General features: G+C 55.0%; 14 protein-coding genes. 11 read left to right on the forward strand and 3 right to left on the reverse strand.

What is annotated here, in order from left to right; translation table 11 throughout:
- Positions 1-18 precede the first annotated feature (18 nt).
- Complete coding sequence (locus ACFSSA_RS03905; protein WP_386818498.1) at positions 19-1,221, forward strand: MFS transporter; 1,203 nt, start codon at positions 19-21, stop codon at positions 1,219-1,221.
- On the opposite strand, the gene pdxA is transcribed toward ACFSSA_RS03905, so the two are convergent.
- Positions 1,222-2,082, reverse strand: a complete 861-nt coding sequence (pdxA, locus tag ACFSSA_RS03910; protein WP_386818500.1) for a 4-hydroxythreonine-4-phosphate dehydrogenase PdxA — start codon at positions 2,080-2,082, stop codon at positions 1,222-1,224.
- A gap of 137 nt (positions 2,083-2,219) precedes the next feature.
- On the opposite strand from pdxA, the gene ACFSSA_RS03915 reads away from it, so the two are divergent.
- Positions 2,220-3,224, forward strand: coding sequence for an LLM class flavin-dependent oxidoreductase (locus ACFSSA_RS03915; protein ID WP_386818502.1), 1,005 nt, complete (start codon positions 2,220-2,222; stop codon positions 3,222-3,224).
- A 12-nt stretch (positions 3,225-3,236) separates the two neighbouring features.
- Here the strand turns inward: ACFSSA_RS03915 and ACFSSA_RS03920 are convergent, their stop codons facing one another.
- Positions 3,237-4,475, reverse strand: a complete 1,239-nt coding sequence (locus tag ACFSSA_RS03920; protein ID WP_386818504.1) for a GAF domain-containing sensor histidine kinase — start codon at positions 4,473-4,475, stop codon at positions 3,237-3,239.
- A gap of 252 nt (positions 4,476-4,727) precedes the next feature.
- On the opposite strand from ACFSSA_RS03920, the gene ACFSSA_RS03925 reads away from it, so the two are divergent.
- Positions 4,728-5,507: a tRNA threonylcarbamoyladenosine dehydratase gene (locus ACFSSA_RS03925; RefSeq protein WP_386818506.1), complete on the forward strand. Its 780-nt coding sequence runs from the start codon at positions 4,728-4,730 to the stop codon at positions 5,505-5,507.
- Here ACFSSA_RS03925 and ACFSSA_RS03930 read toward each other — a convergent pair.
- Positions 5,491-6,990 carry an alpha-L-fucosidase gene (locus ACFSSA_RS03930; protein WP_386818509.1) on the reverse strand — a complete coding sequence of 500 codons (1,500 nt, stop codon included), beginning with the start codon at positions 6,988-6,990 and terminating at the stop codon, positions 5,491-5,493. The genes ACFSSA_RS03925 and ACFSSA_RS03930 overlap by 17 nt on opposite strands.
- A 199-nt stretch (positions 6,991-7,189) precedes the next feature.
- Between ACFSSA_RS03930 and ACFSSA_RS03935 the strand changes: the two genes are divergently transcribed.
- The 8 genes from ACFSSA_RS03935 (at position 7,190) to ACFSSA_RS03970 (ending at position 19,002) form a co-directional block, all read left to right on the forward strand.
- Positions 7,190-7,864 carry an LURP-one-related family protein gene (locus tag ACFSSA_RS03935; protein ID WP_386818511.1) on the forward strand — a complete coding sequence of 225 codons (675 nt, stop codon included), beginning with the start codon at positions 7,190-7,192 and terminating at the stop codon, positions 7,862-7,864.
- Positions 7,865-8,038: 174 nt separating this feature from the next.
- Complete coding sequence (locus tag ACFSSA_RS03940) at positions 8,039-9,007, forward strand: AAA family ATPase (RefSeq protein ID WP_386818513.1); 969 nt, start codon at positions 8,039-8,041, stop codon at positions 9,005-9,007.
- Between the two features lie 31 nt (positions 9,008-9,038).
- On the forward strand, positions 9,039-9,887 hold the full coding sequence (locus ACFSSA_RS03945) for a DUF58 domain-containing protein (protein WP_386818515.1): 849 nt from the start codon (positions 9,039-9,041) through the stop codon (positions 9,885-9,887).
- 13 nt (positions 9,888-9,900) lie between these two features.
- Positions 9,901-10,668 carry a hypothetical protein gene (locus tag ACFSSA_RS03950; protein WP_386818517.1) on the forward strand — a complete coding sequence of 256 codons (768 nt, stop codon included), beginning with the start codon at positions 9,901-9,903 and terminating at the stop codon, positions 10,666-10,668.
- On the forward strand, positions 10,665-11,690 hold the full coding sequence (locus tag ACFSSA_RS03955; RefSeq protein WP_386818518.1) for a vWA domain-containing protein: 1,026 nt from the start codon (positions 10,665-10,667) through the stop codon (positions 11,688-11,690). The genes ACFSSA_RS03950 and ACFSSA_RS03955 overlap by 4 nt, the downstream gene beginning before the upstream one ends.
- Positions 11,687-13,765, forward strand: coding sequence for a vWA domain-containing protein (locus tag ACFSSA_RS03960; RefSeq protein WP_386818520.1), 2,079 nt, complete (start codon positions 11,687-11,689; stop codon positions 13,763-13,765). Before ACFSSA_RS03955 ends, ACFSSA_RS03960 begins: the two co-directional genes overlap by 4 nt.
- The gene (locus ACFSSA_RS03965) at positions 13,765-16,263 is read left to right on the forward strand and encodes a hypothetical protein (protein WP_386818522.1); all 2,499 of its coding nucleotides are present in this window, start codon (positions 13,765-13,767) and stop codon (positions 16,261-16,263) included. Before ACFSSA_RS03960 ends, ACFSSA_RS03965 begins: the two co-directional genes overlap by 1 nt.
- Positions 16,264-16,332: 69 nt before the next feature.
- On the forward strand, positions 16,333-19,002 hold the full coding sequence (locus ACFSSA_RS03970; protein ID WP_386818524.1) for a DEAD/DEAH box helicase: 2,670 nt from the start codon (positions 16,333-16,335) through the stop codon (positions 19,000-19,002).

The following is a 19,002-nucleotide window of genomic DNA, read 5'->3' on the forward strand; positions in this document are numbered from 1 at the left end:
ATCCAGAGCCGCGTGGAAATGACCGATGAGAAAAAAGGAGTGTTTACGAAGCTTTGGCTCGTCTCCTTTTTTCATGGCATGGGGCCGGGCTTTTGGATTCCCGCGCTGACGAATCTTCTTCGGGCGGAAGGCATGGGCGAGTGGATTGCCTGGGCTTTTGCCATTCCGCCGATATGCGCTCTGGTGTCTCCGCTCATCGGTGGGGCGATGGCGGATGAGCGGATGCAGGCGCAGAAGCTTCTCGGGTGGTGCTCCTTCGCATGTTCCATCACGCTAGTCATTGCCTTTGCAGCGCTGGATTTTGATCTCGGGGTTGGTTGGTTTCTTGCCGGACTCACCTTGTATTCCATTGCTTCCGGCCCGACTTGGGGACTGGTTACGACGATCAGCCTGACTCATCTTTCCAATGGAGAAAAACGATATCCTCTGGTTCGTGTCGCAGCGACGTTTGGGTGGATGGTTGCTGGATTTTTTACAAGCTACGCCATGAATGCGGATGTCAGCCCCGTCTCCGGATATGCCTCCGCGCTGGCAAGGATTGTTACCGGTGTCCTCGCTTTCATGCTGCCGGCGACACCTCCTCTCGGCCAGGGTAGATCGTGGCGCAGCGCTCTCGGGCTGGGAGGATTCGTGCTGTTCAAGAACCGCGATCATGCCGCGGTTTTGATCATTACCGGCTGCTTTTCCGTGCCGTTGGCAGCGTTTTACATGTATTCGCCCGAGCTGTTCAAGGCGCTCGGAGACGAAACGCCAACCGCAACAATGACTGTCGCCCAATGGAGTGAAATTGTGGCAATGTTCGCGCTGGGTTCATTGATGCTGAAGTATCGATTGAAGACACTCCTGATGTGGGGAATGGGGCTCTCCGCCCTCCGTTTTGCACTTAGCGGATACGGGGGAATGACGGGTGTCATGGCATGGCACACGACGGGTGTGGCGATGCACGGAGTCTGCTACACGATTTATTTCATCACGGTCCAAGTTTACCTGAACCGGAGAGTGAAACCGGAATTGCGCGGGCAGGCACAGGGGCTTTTGGCTGTGATGGCCGGCGGCGTCGGACCACTGGTGGGCGCCTTCTTCTGCGGATGGCTACGAGATACTGTCGTCGATGAAAGCGGCCGGGGCTGGGACGTCTTCTGGTGGGTGTTATCCTCGATGATCGTCGTTTGCTGGCTGCTCTTCGGTTGTATCTACAGAGGGCTGGGAGTTCGAAAATAGTCACCGCCCGGCCAAAGTGCAGGCGAGCCGGATCGCTGCCAACATGGATGCCGGACTGGCGAGATTTTTGCCGGCTATTCCGAATGCGGTTCCGTGATCAGGGCTGGTTCTTGGTTTCGGCAGGCCGAGGGTAACGTTCACGGCCTCATCAAAATCCAATAGTTTGAGGGGAATCAGGCCTTGATCGTGATACATGGCAATGACCCCGTCGTATTTCCCCTGGGCTGCGTCGCGGAAAATCGCATCGGGAACGTGCGGCCCGGTGAAGCGAGCCAGCTTAAGGTCGTTGAGGGCCGCGATTGCCGGTGCGATGGTGGTGATTTCCTCCTTCCCGAACGTGCCGTTTTCGCCTGCATGGGGGTTCAATCCGCAGACTGCGATACGGGGTCCGGCACACCCTTTTTGTTTCAGAAATTCTGCAGTGAGCTGGCCAATCTCAAGAATGCTTTCGTGGGTTAGTAAGCGGGGGACCTCGGCGAGAGCTTCATGGATCGTCGCGAGCCCCACGCTGAGCGTTGGGCCGGTAAGGAGCATTCCATGCTTTTCCGCACCGAGCTCGGCGGCGAAGAATTCGGTCTGCCCTGGGTATTGGAAACCGATGGATTGGAGTCCTTCTTTCGAAACAGGGCCGGTGACCACTGCCGCCGCATCAGTCTCGCGTAGTAGCCGGGTGGATTCCTTCAGTGCATCTAGGGCAGCGCTGGCGGATTTCTTATCCGGAAAGCCCGGCTTGCCGGCTGAGCGATCGCCAATGACACGGAAGGTAAACCCGGCAGGCAGGCTTTTGGAAGACAGGGCTTGATCAATGACTTCCGGCCCGATTCCTGCAGGATCGCCGAGGGTGATGAGAATTTCTGGCACATCGGGAAAATGCCCCCCCCATGCTTTCGCGGCAAGCGGGAAGGTTCCTGGTCGGACCAAAGGGGGGGGGATAAAATTTGACTGGCCGTGGAGCCACCACGAGCTTGCGGCGGATCCGCGGATCCATAGAAATCGTAATGAAGAATTTATCAGAAGTCGCCCTTTCGGTCCTGGATCTCTCGCCAATCATCGAGGGGGGAACGGTTGCGGAAAGTTTCCGTAACAGTGTGGATCTAGCGCGCCATGTCGAAGGGCTCGGCTACCGGCGGTTCTGGCTGGCGGAGCACCATAATATTCCAGGGATTGCGAGCGCTGCGACCGCCGTCCTAATCGGGCATGTGGCCTCGGCGACAAAATCGATCAGAATCGGCTCCGGAGGGATCATGCTGCCGAATCATCCGCCACTTGTGATTGCCGAGCAATTCGGCACTTTGGAGGCGCTTTTCCCCGGCCGGATTGATCTCGGATTGGGCCGTGCACCGGGCTCCGATCAGATGACGGCCCGGGCACTGAGGCGGGATCCTTCCGCAGCCGATGATTTCCCTGATCAGGTCCAGGAGTTACTCGCTTTCCTCGGGACCCCGGGTCCTGGGCAAAAATTGAAAGCCATCCCCGGGGCTGATTCCCACGTGCCGGTGTGGCTTCTGGGATCAAGCACGTTCAGTGCGAGGCTTGCGGCTTTCCTTGGGCTGCCGTTTGCCTTCGCCGCTCATTTTGCTCCGCGGCTATTGCATGAGGCTTTGAGGTTGTATCGAGAGGAGTTCCAACCTTCCGGATCATTGGCTAAGCCGTATGTCATGATCGGTCTGCCGGTAATTGCAGCGGATACGGATGAAACCGCGAGACATCTTGCGACATCTCCACAACAGCAAATCCTCAACCTGATCCGAAATGCCCCGACACCTGTCCCTCCTCCGGTGGAGTCGATGGAAGGGCGCTGGAATGCGGCTGAGAGATCCGCGGTTAATGATTTCCTGGCCGCATCAATTATTGGTGGTCCGGGATCGGTAAAATCCCAGTTGGAGGAATTTGTCGCGGCGACGGATGCCGACGAGCTGATCATTCACTCCGGTTTTTACGATCAGGAAGATAGAAAACGCTCCTACGAGATCGTTGCGGAAGCAGCGGATCTGGTGCTGTGAGAGGGAGTAGATTCAGGCGACCGAGGAGGCATTCTGGACGGCCAGAGGAAGATCGAAACTAAAAGTGGAACCTTCACCGACGCGCGAAGCAATTTTCAACCGGCCACCGTTTTTTTCCACGAATTGCTTACATAATAGAAGGCCCAGTCCGGTGCCTTTCTCTCCAGCGGTTCCCGCTGTGCTGATGCTTTCCTGGAGATTGAGAAACGATTGTAATACTCCCTCGGGAATTCCCACTCCTGTATCGCTGACCGAAATGTGTGCGTGGGTGGCGGTTTTTGTGACCTTGAGGACCACGCTCCCGCCAGGAAGGGTGAATTTCAGCGCGTTGTGAAGAAGATTCTGAAGGACCGAAAAGAGCATATACCGGTCTCCGAAAACCTCCAGGCCCTGAATGCCTTCCATCCGCAGGGTGATGGATTTTTTTGAGACCATACCGCTCACCAAGCCTTTTACTTCATCCGCAAGGTGCTCAAAATCAATGAGTGAAGGGCGATACTTGATTTTTCCAGACTCGCACATTGCCCATTCAAGTAGGTTGTTGAGGAGTTTGAGCGTGGATTTACAGCACTGGCTGATTTCTTCTGCCATGTCCTTGGAGTCGGCGAGCTCCGGGCTGTTCAGACTGTCCTCCAGCATTTTTGCATAGCCAGTCATGATATTGAAAGGGCTGCGCAGATCATGGGCAATAATATAGAAAAAGCGGTCTTTGGCATTGTTCGCGGCAAGCATTTCCTGTCCGTAGGTTTGCAATCGCTGGCATACCTGGCGGAGCTCGATGAGCTTCATGACCTGCTTGGCAAGGATACTCAGAGACTTCCTTTGATGCGGATCGAACTGCCGGGGAACGCGATCGATGACGCAAAGAGTGCCCAGCTTGTGCCCTTCCGAGGTGATTAGCGGAGCACCCGCGTAGAAGCGGATATGGGGATCGGAAGTGACCAACGGATTATCGGCAAAGCGGCCATCCTCCAGAGCGTTTTCCACGACAAAGACCTCGTCTTGCAAAATGGCGTGAGCACAGAAGGCAAGCTCTTTGGGCGTTTCTCTGGCTTCCAATCCCACTTTGGATTTGAACCACTGGCGTTCGGAATCGATCAGGCTGATCAGAGAAATCGGCGTCCCGCACATGATGGAAGCTAACTCTGTAAGCTCGTCATACGAACGCTCGAATTCTGAATCGAGAATGTCGTAACTCAACAATGCTGCGATACGTTCGGATTCATTAAGTGGAGTAGGCGCTATTTTCATTACGAAATCGATGCCATACAGAGTGCTAAAATGTTATTTATTGATAGTTGCACCCATAGGTCGCGGGGAATGTTTCATCTAACAGAAAATAGGTAAAGAGAGAAAATCGGATATTATCGACACAGCAGTTCTTTGACATAGACGTTTTTAAAAATCCGCCTTTGGGAAATTTGATAGGGAAATCTTCCGTGAAAACTTCATTGTAAGGTAGAGCTCGAGCTTGGATGGTGCGGGCGGATGCTCAGTGAAGAAGTGAAGAATCGGTTTGGTGGGATCGCCCGGCTCTATGGGGAAAATGCGTTGCAGCGCTTTGCCGGTGCGCGCGTTGTCGTGGTGGGGATCGGAGGTGTTGGCTCCTGGACGGTCGAGGCCCTGGCCAGATCCGGCATCGGGAAAATCCGGATGGTGGATCTTGATGAGATCTGCATCACCAATGTGAACCGTCAGCTACATGCGATGGATGGGCAAATCGGCCGTCAGAAAACGGCGGCAATGGCGGAACGCGTCCGGGCGATCAACCCGGATTGTGTTTTGGAAGTCATTGAGGGCTTTTTTACCGAGCGATCTGTCGAAGAGGTTCTGGGCGGTGAAGTCGATGGCGTGGTGGATGCGATCGATTCAATGAAGCACAAGGCGCTATTATTGGCGGAGTGCCGGAAGCGGGGGCTTCCTGTCGTCACTTGCGGTGGGGCAGGCGGCAGAAGGGATGCGACGCGGATTTCCATACGTGATCTGGCATTTTCCGGGAAGGATGCATTGCTGCATCAGCTCCGGAAGAACCTAAGAAAGCACCACGGATTTGCCAGCGTGCCAATGGGTTCGAAACCAGAGGAGATGGGGATCACCGCAGTTTTCTCAGACGAGCCTCCCGTCTATCCGGGAAGTGATGGGGAAGTCTCCTGCGAGCGGCCGGAAGGCAGCGATATGCGGCTGAACTGCGCCACCGGATATGGAACGGTGACGCATGTGACGGGTGCCTTTGGGATGATAGCTGCGGGAGCTATGCTGGATCTTCTCAGCGGTGGATCTTGAAAACGTAGGCGTGCGAATTTTCAAAATCCTCCGGAATGGTGATCGAGAGGCTTTGTTTGTCTCGGGTCCAGGTAATATCTCCGGAATAGCCTAGAAGGGTGATGCCTTTGATCTCATCGTTATACGCAGTTTCGCTGAGTTCTTCTATGGTCACGGGTGCGTTATCCTCGTGACGATCCAGAGCGATGGCGTAGAGCGTCTGGCCGGACGTTGTAAACCGGATGTCTTCCGGGCCGAATCCATTGAATTTCAGATCACCCAGATGGCCGTCTCCTCCTGCTTTTGTATCGCCTTCGCCATACACGAACCAAGGGCGGGAGCTATAGATCGCCTCGCCGTTGATTTTGAGCCAGGCACCCATACTGCGGAGAATTTCCCGCTGTTCATCGGGGATGGTGCCGTCCGGAGCCGGCGCAATGTTGAGCAGCAGACAGCCGTTTTTACTGACAATGTCGATCAGATCGTCCGTGAGCCTGTCGGCGGAGTAATACTCCGGCGCAGTGACATAAGACCAAGTATTCTTCGCAATTGATGTATCTGTGAGCCACGGGTCCGGATAGATATCGGGCATGCGGGAGCGCTCTAGATCGACAGTGCCCGTGCCGACGATAAGATCCGGGCGTTTGTAGCTGAGGACCGCCTCCCGCTGATTCTCATGGCTGCTATTGTAATAAAAAGCCGCCATTTCCTTCCGGGTCTGCTCCGGCAGAATTTGCATGCGGTTATCGAACCAGAGTAAATCCGGCTGGTAGCCTGTCACCACTTCTTTCACCCGGGCCAGCCAATCATCGGCGAAAGCTTGATCCGGCATCGGATCCACCCGCATGGGATCAAGCTTGCCGTTTGCCTGCTTGGTGGAAAACCCCGTCATCGGGACCGAAGGGCCGTAGAGATCCTGATAATGGGGATCTGCGCTGTCAGGCTCCGGTTGCTCGCTGGAAAACCAGCCGTATTTCCACTGGTGGTGCATGCTGACCATGAACTTGAGGTCGGTTTTCCGGATCGCTTTTTCCATCTCCGCCACGATGTCCCGTTTCGGTCCCATGTTCGCAGCATTCCATTTTGTTTGCTTTGATGCCCACATGGGAAAGCCATCCGCATGTTCACCCACAGGACCGGCAAAACGAGCTCCGGCCTCGATGAAAAGTTTCACCCATTCATCCGCATCGAAATTTTCCGCGGTGAACTTCGGAATAATGTCCTTGTAGCCGAACTCCGAGAGCGGCCCGTAGGTCTCAAGATGGAATTTGGTCATTTCACCATTCTCACCGTAGACTTTGCGTCCATACCAATCGCTGTGATCCGGAGCCATTGTGGCGGAATAGGGACCCCAATGGGTGTAAATGCCGAATTTCGCATCCTGGAACCACTGAGGGCGTTCGTATTTCCTTAGCGAATTCCAATCGGCGGAAAATGGCTCGGCATGGATGATGCCTAGTCCGAGGCAGCTGGCTATTAGGGCGAAGTAGGATTTTGTGGTCATGAGAAATAAGAGTGTGGGGTGCGACTGTCTGTCTGCTCGGGGAGCGCTGGATTACGCGGCCCAAGCGGGGAATGTATCGGTGGGATCGATTGCTGCAGATAATGGTATTGGGTAGTCGAAGGTCGGAGCCGATTGTTTCCAAATGAAAAATTTGTGATTACTTACTTGGTATTTTTATAGGCTCTCATTCTATTGCTGCATGAATGAAAATCCTCACAACACCCCGGCGGACAGGTTCGCGGGGATACCTCCAACGGATGATATCGCAAAGCAACTGGCGGGAATCCAATATCCGCTGCGATTGAGTTTCAAAGTTCTGGCATTGGCGAGTCAGGCGACGGTTGTCGATGCTTCGGGAAAGACAGTTCTTTATACCAAACAGAAGATGTTCAAATTCCGTGAACACGTGGAGATCTACACGGACAAAAGCCGCGCGACACGTCTGGCGGATATCCGGGCGAACAAGGTAATTGATTGGTCCGCCCGATATGTCTCCACGGATGCGGACGGAAGGGAAATCGGTGCTGTGGGCCGGAAAGGCTGGCGCTCGATCTGGAGGGCGCATTACGAAACGTTCAATCCGGGCGATAACGTGCCGGATTTCTCGATTCGCGAGGAGAATCCTGCCGCGAAACTGATGGACGGCTTGCTTGGCGATATCCCCGTCCTAGGCCTTGCCACAGGTTATTTATTTCATCCCAAATATCTTGCCACCCGCTCCAATGGGGAGCCTGCAATGCGTTTGGAAAAGAAGGCAGCCTTTTTCGAAGGGCGATTCATGATCGAAAAAATTGGCGAAATGACCCCGCGCGAGGAGCTGAATCTGATCCTTTCGTTCATGATGTTGGTCATGCTAGAGCGGAAACGCGGCTGATTTTGCTCTTTTTCCGTTTAAATTCCAGAGCCGCAGGAATTTCCCATCCGGAAGGCCATCTCTTGCAAAATGTGTCCAAATCCGCGTTTTGGGTGCTAGGAACCGGCTCTGGGATTCGTATAAACTGATGTCCACGTTTTGCGTCTCCCGCAAGCTTCCCATTTTACTTCGATAATGACTGAACTCTCATCCCATACTGAAAAACTGGCCAAAATCCGTGAGTCCATCGGGCAAGTCGTCGTTGGTCAGGAAAACCTCGTAGATCGTCTCCTGCTCGCGATGCTGTGCAATGGCCACGTGCTGCTGGAGGGAGTTCCCGGTGTTGCGAAGACTTTGACGGTCAATACCCTGGCGAAGGCGGTGCATGCCACTTTCAGCCGGATCCAGTTTACTCCGGATCTCCTGCCCGGCGATCTGACCGGGACATTGATCTACGATCCCCGGACTCATGAATTCACGCCGGAAAAAGGACCGATCTTTGCCAATCTGCTCCTTGCCGATGAGATCAACCGCGCTCCGGCGAAGGTGCAGAGTGCTCTTCTCGAAGCGATGCAGGAAAAGCAGGTCACTCTCGGGAAAGAGACGTTTCCGCTGCCCAAACCTTTCCTCGTGCTGGCGACGCAAAACCCGGTGGAGCAGGAGGGCACCTACCAGCTTCCGGAAGCCCAGGTCGATCGGTTCATGTTCAAGCTAAAGGTGGGCTATCCGCCGATGGAGGAGGAATTGATCGTGATGCAGCGCATGGCGCGTGCCCAGCCATTATTGGAGATCGCGGCGATCATGACACTTGAGGAACTGATGGAAATGCGTGCGGCTCTGGAGAAAATCTTCATCGATGAAAAAGTCGAGCGTTACATCCTGCGTCTCGTGGATGCCTCACGTTACCCGGAAAACTACGGGCTGGAGCTCGGTAGATATCTGCGCTTCGGAGCATCGCCCCGGGCTTCTATTTTCCTATCACTTGCCGCGCGCGGGCAGGCAATGATGAAGGGCCGTGATTATGCGACTCCGCAGGACGTGAAGGATGTCGCCCACGATATCCTACGCCACAGGCTGGCGATATCCTACCGTGCGGAAGCCGAGGGAATGACCTCGGATGACATTTTGGATCAGATTCTTTCCAAGGTTCCGGTGACTGTTTGAGCGTGGAAGACGCAGTTAAACCACGGCTTTAATGTTAGAAGATCTCGATAAAAACCTCAGCTTTCTGGAACTCAAGTGCCGGCGTCCGGTCGAGCATCTGTTGGCCGGAGAATACCGGTCGGTCTTTCGGGGCCGTGGTGTGGAGTTTGAGGACGTGCGTCCCTATCAGCCGGGTGACGATGTCCGGACCATGGACTGGAAAGTCACAGCCCGCACGGGAGTGGCCCACATCAAACGTCACATCGAGGAGCGTGAGCAGTTCGTCTATCTTCTGGTCGACCTGTCTGGATCGATATTGCACGGAGCGGACGGAAAGACGCGGCGGACTGTCGTCGAGGTCTGCTCGCTCATCACGATGGCGGCAATAAAAAACCAGGACCGGGTCGGCCTGGTGCTTTTCACGGACCGGGTGGAGATGATCATTCCTCCTGGGAAAGGGCGCAGCCATGCGATGCGGATCATGGATGCGTTATTGAACTTCCAGCCACAAGGGAAGGGCACCGGTTTCGCGGAGATGTTCACGACCTTCGGTCATTTGGCCCGGAAGCATTCGGCGACGTTTGTGGTCTCGGATTTCCTGAGCTCGGATTTTTTACAGGAGATGCAGGCATTGACTTTGCGGCATGATATGAATGCGATCCGCATAGAATCCTCGTCTGTGACCAAAACAAAAATCTCTGGCCTGGTCAGAATGAAGGATGCGGAAAGTGGAAGACAGAGGGTTGTGGATTTGAAATCCGGCGACGGGGACGATGGTTCGGTGCTGCGGCAGCAAATGGTGGAAGCCGGTGTGAATTTGATGGAACTCGCTGTCGGTCAGGACTGCGTCGAGAGCTTGGCAGGATTTTTCCATGCGCGTCAGCGTATGGTTACGCGATGAAACGGGAGGCTGAATGATGAGCGTTTATTCCCATCCGACATTCCGCGCGCTGCTGTGCTTCTTTTCTCTGTTCACGGCGATTGCCGCGCAACCGGAGATTGTTTTGGAGTGGTCGAAAGACCGCTGTGAAATCGGCGAGGTGGTGAAGCTGAAAGCGAAGATGAGGAGTGATGATGTCGCTGGTTTCGAGTTGAAAACCGCGCCGAATCGCTCGGTGGAATGGATTGGGCATGAGAGTGGCGTGCTCCGTTTTGAGAGAGGTATCTATGTGCTGGAGGAAACGTTGATCGCCCAGCCGACACGACCCGGCACGGTCCAACTTGCGAAAATTCCTGCTGAAGTAAAAGATGGTGAAAGGCTTTTTCAGCTGGAGCTGACGGTGCCACCGTTGGAGGTAAGCGGCTATGGTGGTGACAAGGATGACGATTTTTCTCCACAGCCGCTGCCGGCCGAGAGTGTCTCTAATGTGGCAAAGCGCCATGCGGGGTGGATAATTCTCGTGCTGCTGGCGCTGGGTGGCGGAATTGTTTTCAAAATTCGCTCGAATCGCAGCAGGCAGGGCTCCGGTCCGGTGGCTGATGCGTCCCCGGCGCTGCCTGAAAGGTTGAGGATTATCTCGGAATGCGGGACTCCACCGCAGGGTGAGATTGAACGTTTACTGGCAGAAAAGGCCGGCGACCTGCCGCCGCTGCTTCGGCAGGCTCTGGAACGTGTCGCGTATGCACAGGATGCGGATTGGGCGGCTGTTTGTGAATTGATCCGCAAGGAGGTGGCACGATGAGTTTTTTATATCCTTGGGTGTTGACTCTGATTTTGCCGGTTCTGTGGTGGCTTTTCCGCAGTCGTTCGCGGGCGTCTCTCGTTGTAGCCTCGCTGGAGCCTTGGGAAGGCAAGCAAGAAGGCCGTGCGCGGTTTTTGTGGCTGCCGAAGGCGCTCCGGGCTGTTGCTTATGTATTCTTTATTGTCGCGCTTGCCCGCCCACAGGGGACGGCGGATTATAATATGGAGCAGACCGACGGAATCGCGATTCAAATGCTTGTGGATGTCTCAAGCAGTATGGATATGAGCATCCGGGATGCTGATGGAAAATCCGCGACACGGATGGATGTGGCAAAGGAAATGGTGGAGTCCTTCATCGCTGGCGACGGAAAAAAATTGAAGGGTCGCGATGATGATCTGATCGGGCTTATCACATTTGCCCGGTATGCGGATACCCGCAGTCCCTTGACGCTCGGTCACGATGCCCTGCTACAAATTGTGCGCCATCTCAGTATCCAGGAGCGTCCAAACGAGGATGGAACGGCCTACGGCGATGCGTTGGCAATTGCCGCGGCGCGTCTGAAAAATCCTGAAGAACTCCTCTATGGTGCGCATGCGGAGGATGCATCAAAGATCAAAAGTCGCGTGATTATTCTGCTGACGGATGGCGAAAACAATTCCGGCGCACACCTTCCGGTGGAGGCGGCCGGTCTTGCCAAGCATTGGGGGTGCCGGATTTATACGGTTAGTCTCGGAGATGCTCCGGCGGTGCCGCGTGATGGTGTGGCTGTCAGCCGCTTGAGCCCTGCGGAAAAAGTGCTGGAACATATTAGCGTGGAAACGGGAGGAGCGTTTTGGCAGGCGCATGACTTTGAGTCGCTCCGCTCGGTTTACGAAGAGATCGATAAGCTCGAAACATCGGAAATATCGGTGCGGTCTTTTGAGCGGGTTGCCGAATGGTTGGCGATTCCATTGGCGATCGGTCTTTTCGCTCTATTGTTGAGTCTCGTATTGGAAGCCACCTGGTTGAGGATTGTGCCATGATAGGATTTGTATTTCAGAACCCGGGAATGTTGCCGCTGGCCTTGGTGGCCGCCCCTTTGTGGTGGCTACTCGCGTATGCGCGGAAGTGTCGTATGGCAGTGCTGGAAGCGATGGGCGGCGGTATTCCCACTCACCGGATGCGCAGGGATTTTCTGCGGGTAGCGGCGTTCGTGCTTCTCGTCCTGGCACTAGCCCGGCCTGGTTATTCTCCGCGGATGGAGCCCTCTTCCCGCAGTGGCCGTGATGTCGTTTTCGCTCTTGATGTCTCGCGCAGCATGCTGGCGGAAGATGCCACACCATCCAGGCTGGAGGTTTCCAAACAAGCGCTCCGCGATGCGTTGAAGGCGATGAGCACAGAGAGAGTGGGGCTCGTGGTTTATGCCGGGAGTGCTTCGGTTCTTTGCCCGTTGACGTATGATTATGATTTCGTGCGATATATGCTTGAGCAGGCCCAACCGCGCACCGTGGATTTCGGTGGGACCACCCTGCAGTCCGCAGTGGAGAAATGTGTGGATCAGGTATTCATGGCGGATCGCGAAGGGATGCAGGATCTGGTCGTTATGACAGACGGTGGCGATCATGGCTCGAAGATCGAAAAGATGGTGGAGCTTCTTGATGAGCATCAGGTGGATCTATTGCTACTCGGTGTTGGCGATGAAAAAAATGGTGCGCCCATTCCGGTGGAGGACGAGGAGGGGAACAAAGTCCTGCTGGAAGAGGACGGGGCTACCATCTTCACCCGCTTGGACGATGCGGCTCTGCGGGATTTCGCCTCACAGACAGCACGGGTCAATTATCTTGCTGTGGGCACGAGGCCATTCGATCTGGGAACACTTTATAAAGATTTTGCTGCGGCTCGGGCCCATGAATCGGTAGACTCCGGATCGGGGATTCGCGTCTATCGGGAGGCTGCAGTGTTTTTTCTGATCCCAGCGCTTTTACTGCTCATTCTCGGCGAGGCGAGCGGATCGTTCGGGTGGATTGGGCTTCGTAGAGGAAAGGCGGCGGTGGCGGTGCTATGCGGTTTGTTGCTGTGGACACCGAGTGTGGCTGAGGCTGCCGGGAAGGAGTTTATCACGTCTTTTGAGGAGGCTGTGAAAGTGATGGAAAGTGGGAAATACGAGGAGGCTGGTGAACGCTTTTCCGATCTTTTCGCGAAGACCGAAGCAGGGGTGGCAAGCGCTGCGGAGCTCGCCGCCGCAGAGTTTAATCGTGGATTGTGTCTGTTGAAATTAGCCGAAGGAGAGACATCTACGGCCGCTTCCCTCGCCATTGCCCACCGTGCCCAGTTGGCCTTTTTATCGGCGAAACGGGGAGACCCGGGACTGGACCGTGCAAGCTTACGGCTGGAGATGACTGCAAGCATGATGGATGGTTTGCAGCAGAAGCTTGCCGAGGAAGAGGCGGCTCAGGAGGAAATGGAAAATGCTCTGCAGCAGCTCATTGAACGCATCCAGGCCTTGCTGGAATCCCAGCAAAACCTGGACAATAAGGTCCACGAGGCAGATGGGAATCCTGCGGCCGAGACACAGCCCGGCGAGTTCAAAACCACGCAATCCGAGATTTTGGATGAGACCACGGAGATCATTGGCGAGATGAACCAATTGGATGAGGCAATGAAAATTCCGATCCCGAACATGCCAGCGGTCGAAAGCGTAATGACAGAACCGCTGGTTCTCATGAAAGAGGCTGGCAGCGAGGAACAGCTATCGATCGACAACCTCGTCAACGTAAGTAATTGGCCGGCGGCACGCGCTCATGGACTGCTGGCAGAGCGGCGCATCCGGGCCGTGCTGGACCTTTTGGCGAATAATAACTCCCAGGATGGCGAGTCCGATGAAGATGGTGAGGAAATGGAAGATGAGGGCGAGGACTACGAAATGGAAGAGTCCGATCAAGGGACGCCGGATTCAATGACCATGGAGGGGGATCTCGCGGCAGATTCTGAAATGCAGGAGCTGCCGGTTCCGAACTACTCTGCGGAAGATATCCTGGCCGAGGAGCAGGGCAGCATGCAATTCCGCCAGCAGAAACGCGGCAAGGCCAGCTCCGCTAAAGTGGAAAGAGATTACTGATGGGAAAAATCCTTACATACGGTTTTACGCTATTTCTGATGTTGGCAATGGAAGTGGCGGCGGGAGAGCCAGTGGTCATCGATCTGGAGATGAAAGATCGCTCATGGTTCACGGATAGAACTGCTACGGCGGTTGTAGTATTCCCGGACATCGTGGATCAATTCGAAGAGCTCCCGGATGGAAATGCCGATTGCCACATTCTCGATATCGAAATCAGTGAGACCCCCGATGCGGATACTAAGGCAGCGGCCGTCATTCGTTTTCTACCGGGACGCACGGGACTGGTCACCGTTCCTGCCATTGATTTCACTGCAGGCGATAAGGTATTCCGGACCCGTCCCGAACAGATCATCGTCGGTGAGCCTGTGAGCTCTCCGAAAATGTCGCTGAGTTTCACTCCGCTGAAAGAAAAGGTCTACGTGGGCGAACCGCTGCGGATCAATCTGGTTTGGAAAAGTGAACTCGAAGCCGGAGCTTTGCGCGATCTGAGGTGGTTTCCCGCCTTTTTCAGTAATCCGGATATCGAAGTGGTGGTGCCGCGGAATACTGCTCCGGAGACCGAACACGTCGGCTTGCCGCTAGGGGGGCGTCGGGTGATCGGCACGCGCACTTTGGCGGGCGACCGTGAGTTGGGCATGGTGGAAATTCCCGTTTATATCCGCTTCAAAACGCCGGGTGTTCATACTCTGGATGAAATGCGGCTGGAATGTGCCAAGCTGCAGGACGGAGGCACGGACTTTGCGCGATACGCGGCCTATTTCAATAACGGCCTGTTTGAACCTGTCGATCTGGGCTCGGTTTATGAGCGAATCTACGCGACAGCTCCCGCCAAGGATATCGAGGTCCTCCCGCTTCCGGGTGAGGGGAGGCAGGCGGATTTCAGCAATTTGTTCGATCCACTTTCGCTGGAGGTGTCTGTCTCGCCAAGGAAGGTGAAAGTCGGAGAATTGTTGGATTTGGAAATCAAGCTGAGCGGCCCTGCTCCGCATGGAATGCTGGAATTGCCTGCCTTGAGCCGCCAGCGGGGCCTGCGCGGACGCTTCCTGGTGGACGATGCGGGCGGACGTTTATGGCACGAGCAAGGCACTATTTTCCGCTACCGTCTAAGGGCGCTGACGACATCCGTCCAAGCGCTGCCCGGGATGTCTTTTCAGGTGTTCAACCCGGAGTCCGGGACCTACCGGAGCCTGGAAACAACGGCAATCCCTCTGGAGGTCAGCTCTGAAAACGGCGCGGATTTTATCCCGTTGAGTGCTTATCAAGGGGCGGTGGCTCCCCTTACTTCCCAACCGGATGGGATCTGGCATAACCAGCGTGCAAACTTTATGAACGACGTATTGAACCAACTCTTCACCCTGGCTCAGAAGGGATTTCCAGTGCTGTTACTGGTCGGTCCAGTTGCATTTTTACTCTTGCTGCCCTGGGTGCGTGAGCGCCGCCGGAGAGCTCTCGATCCCGCCTACGGTGCCCGCGTCAAAGCCTATGCTGAAATGAAGAAGCTACCCGCCGGGGATGCGGAGAAATGGTCTGCCTTCCTTCGGTTTATGGCAGCATCTTTCGGTGCGGAGGATAGAACCTGGACTGTGGGAGATTCACAAAGAGCTCTGCGGAAAATTGGTGCCAGCGAGGAAGAGATCGGTGAGCTTGGTGCGATGCATGCAGCGGCCGACGCCCGGGATTTCAGCACCGGGAATCCTGATGCCCGCTTCTCCGGGCTTGATCACTTGGCGACACGAGTGATGAGACTGATTTCGAAAAGTGCAATGTTGTGGTTGCTTGCGGCTTTGCTTTTTATCGCGCCACGGGTGCAGGCAGACGAATGGGATGAGGCGCAAGTTGCATTTGATCATGCGCTGGAAGCTCCGGCTGGAAGTCCTGCCTCACAGATCGCATACGAAGAGGCCGGATTGAAGTTCCAGGCAGCGGCCGAGGCTGGATTACACCCTGGTGAAGCATGGCAAAATGCCGGGAATTCATGGTTTGAGGCAGGAGCCATCGGGCGTGCGATTTTCGCCTATCTCAAAGCGAAGGAATACCGCCCCTTCGATCCCTCGCTGACGGAGAGCCTTGCTGTGGCGCGCGGCTTGGTCGCGACCGATGTTCCTGTAAAAAGAGCTTTCTGGCAGAAGATCCCAACGGCGTGGCTGATGTCCGCTATCGTTTGCGTGAATCTTTTCTTCTGGGCTGCGCTGCTTCTCAAGGCACGCTTCCGGGAGCGGCGCTCAAGTGCGGTGATGGTGATTGCGAGTGGCGTGTTATTGCTGATTCTGGGAAGCCTTTACCTCGCAAACCTGCTCACTTCAAAACCAGTGGGCGTGATTATTGTGGAGGCTGTGGAAGCGCGGAAGGGACCGGGATACGCATACGCGGCTGCGTTCAACGAGGCGCTGGGGGATGGACTGGAGTTTTCTGTGGTTGAGCAGCGTGGGGAATGGGTCCGGATCCAGCTTGCCGATGAGCGTCAATGCTGGGTGCCAGCTAGTCAGATTAGCCAATAGCATTTGGAGCCCGGAAGAACCGTTCGTGGCTTGCATAAAAGCGCGGGCGAAACCTAGTGTTTGCCCGGCGTGGAGATCGTTGCAGCACTGGAGGAGTTTTTAGCGGAAGGGGCCTGGGTAGAGAGGTTCGATGATGAGGTGCGCGGTCTTGGCACGAGACTTGTATCCAAAGTGAAAAATCTCCGGCTGGATGGCGATGAGGAGATCGAAGCCAGCGCACGCGTGCTCGAGGCGGAGACGGAGGCCTTCTTTTGGCCTGAGGGAGGCGGCTTTGGCCTGGAGAGTAGCTGCACCTGCGATGCGGGTGCTTTTTGCGAGCACGGGTTCGCACTGGTTGGCCGCATGGCGAAAGAAAGAAAACTCGGGAAATTTTTCGGGAGATCCGCCGGAGAAGCCGTCTCTCTGGCGCTGCAGGACCGCGTGCCAGTGGTCTCTGACAAGGAGAATGCTCCGGAGCCGGAGTTTGAACTCGTCGTGAAAAAGGGCGAGGTCGACCGCGCGACCAAGCTTCTCCTGAAGTCCCTTGGCGAAAAGGAGCTTGATCAGTGGATTTACGCGGAGGCATTTGTCAACTACGGTAAATTACGTAGTCCGTTGGCTGGTGCAGGAGAGGGGGGTAAAACGCCAGCCGAAATGAGGGCGATCCGGGAGCTTCGGGACACCGGCTTGTCCTCGATGAAATCAAATCCTGCCTGGCGATTTATGCTCAGCATGAAATCCCGCTCGGTTAACGTGGAGGAGGGAAATGACAAATGGTTTCCAGATCCGGGAAGGGTGACGGTCGATGCCTTCTGGCATCAGTTCCGGGGTGAAATGGTGGATGTTCTGGAAAGTTCTGGCTGGAAGATTTCATTTGAAAAAGGAGTGGGCCACGAAGTTCACGATGCGGATCCCGGGCGATGGGAAACACGATTGCTATCCGCGGATGGCGAGAGGGATGCGTATGAAGGAAATTTCTCAGATGGCGGCTGGTTCAGCCTATCAGTAGGTTTCGATGTCGATGGCGAGCGTTATGATCTGATGCCCATCCTCGCCGGTTTGCTGAAACAGGACTTTCTTGAGGAGACCCTGGATCGGCCCAATAGCGGCTATGTCTATGCGCCCTTGCCGAATGGCGATGCACTCAAGCTGCCCATCGGAAGGGTGAGGAGGCTGCTACATCATCTGTCCGCGCTGGTCGATCCGAAGTTCTTCGGCAAAGTCCAGATCCACGCGCTGGATGCGGCCGCGCTCGACGGGCTGGAGGGACTGGGAATAGAAACACCCAAAGGGCTGGAAGTGTTAAAAAAACGTCTGGAGAACTTCTCTAAAATCGAGGAGATCGAGACTCCGCTGGAAATCAAGGCCACCCTTCGGGACTATCAGTTGGCTGGATTCCAGTGGATGCAATTCCTCGCAAGACATGGCCTTCACGGTATTCTGGCGGATGACATGGGGCTTGGGAAAACACTTCAAACCATCACCCATCTGATGGCGGAAAAGACCAGCGGCCGGAATGGAGGGAAACCCTCCCTGGTGATCGCACCGACTTCTGTCGTGCCAAACTGGCGGGCGGAGGTTGTGAAGTTTGCTCCGGGGTTACGCGTTCTCGTCCTTAATGGAGCGGATCGCAAAAGATATTTTCGATCCATACCCCATGCGGATCTGGTGATTACCTCGTTTGCACTGCTGCAACGTGATATCGAAAAGTTACTAGGTTTCCAGTATCACATCATGGTGCTGGATGAGGCGCAGTATATCAAAAACCCACGGGCAAAGGTCGCGCAAGCGGCATGTCGGGTCATCGCGAAGCATCGGTTGTGTCTCTCCGGCACGCCGATCGAAAACCATTTGGGAGAGCTCTGGAGCCTGATGCACTTCCTGATCCCGGGGTATTTGGGCACGGAAGATATTTTCAATACCCGTTTCCGCAAACCGATTGAGGATGAGGGGGATGCTGAAAAGAATGATCTGCTCAAAAAGCGTATCGCCCCGCTGGTTCTGAGAAGAACGAAAGATCAGGTGGCTAAGGAATTGCCACCGAAGACCGAAATGGTGCACTTGATCGAGCTTCATTCAGATCAAAAGGATCTTTATGAGACCGTCCGTGCAACGATGGACAAGCGGGTGCGGGAGGCGATCGCTGCCAGAGGGATTGAGCAATCCCAGATTGTCTTTCTGGATGCGCTCTTGAAATTACGTCAGATATGTTGTGATCCGAGGCTGCTCCCGCCGGATTTTGCGGATGGAGTGAAAAATTCCGCGAAGCTAAAATTTCTCATAAATTTGCTCGCCACCCTGATCGAAGAAGATCGCCGAATTCTTATTTTTTCACAATTTACGACGATGCTCTCGTTGATCGAAGAGCATCTGCTAAAAAAGAACATCGCGTATTTGAAGCTAACCGGCGGTTCCAAGGACCGGGGAAAGATGGTGGAGCAATTCCAGTCGGAAAAATTTCCGGTGTTTTTGATATCACTCAAAGCTGGCGGAACCGGCCTGAATCTTACAGCAGCGGACACTGTGATTCATTACGATCCCTGGTGGAATCCTGCCGCGGAAGCACAGGCGACGGATCGTGCGTATCGGATCGGTCAGGACAAGCCGGTATTCGTCCACAAGCTGCTCTGCCAGGAAACCGTGGAGGAAAGGATTCACAGATTGCAGCTGGAAAAGGCGAGGCTGGCGGACGGCTTGCTGGCGGATTCGGATATCGTGAGGAAGCTGGACGCGGCGATGATGCGTGAGCTACTTGCGTGA

It is taken from the genome of Luteolibacter algae (genome assembly GCF_042683045.1).
In the GTDB taxonomy this organism is placed as follows: domain Bacteria; phylum Verrucomicrobiota; class Verrucomicrobiia; order Verrucomicrobiales; family Akkermansiaceae; genus Luteolibacter; species Luteolibacter algae.

Bases quoted from the DNA above. Each gene is read 5' to 3' on its own strand.
- ACFSSA_RS03905 (WP_386818498.1), top strand. From the start codon at position 19: ATGACCGATGAGAAAAAAGGAGTGTTTACGAAGCTTTGGCTCGTCTCC.
- ACFSSA_RS03915 (WP_386818502.1), top strand. From the start codon at position 2,220: ATGAAGAATTTATCAGAAGTCGCCCTTTCGGTCCTGGATCTCTCGCCA.
- ACFSSA_RS03920 (WP_386818504.1), bottom strand. From the start codon at position 4,475: ATGAAAATAGCGCCTACTCCACTTAATGAATCCGAACGTATCGCAGCA.
- ACFSSA_RS03930 (WP_386818509.1), bottom strand. From the start codon at position 6,990: ATGACCACAAAATCCTACTTCGCCCTAATAGCCAGCTGCCTCGGACTA.
- ACFSSA_RS03935 (WP_386818511.1), top strand. From the start codon at position 7,190: ATGAATGAAAATCCTCACAACACCCCGGCGGACAGGTTCGCGGGGATA.
- ACFSSA_RS03940 (WP_386818513.1), top strand. From the start codon at position 8,039: ATGACTGAACTCTCATCCCATACTGAAAAACTGGCCAAAATCCGTGAG.
- ACFSSA_RS03945 (WP_386818515.1), top strand. From the start codon at position 9,039: ATGTTAGAAGATCTCGATAAAAACCTCAGCTTTCTGGAACTCAAGTGC.
- ACFSSA_RS03950 (WP_386818517.1), top strand. From the start codon at position 9,901: ATGATGAGCGTTTATTCCCATCCGACATTCCGCGCGCTGCTGTGCTTC.
- ACFSSA_RS03955 (WP_386818518.1), top strand. From the start codon at position 10,665: ATGAGTTTTTTATATCCTTGGGTGTTGACTCTGATTTTGCCGGTTCTG.
- ACFSSA_RS03960 (WP_386818520.1), top strand. From the start codon at position 11,687: ATGATAGGATTTGTATTTCAGAACCCGGGAATGTTGCCGCTGGCCTTG.
- ACFSSA_RS03965 (WP_386818522.1), top strand. From the start codon at position 13,765: ATGGGAAAAATCCTTACATACGGTTTTACGCTATTTCTGATGTTGGCA.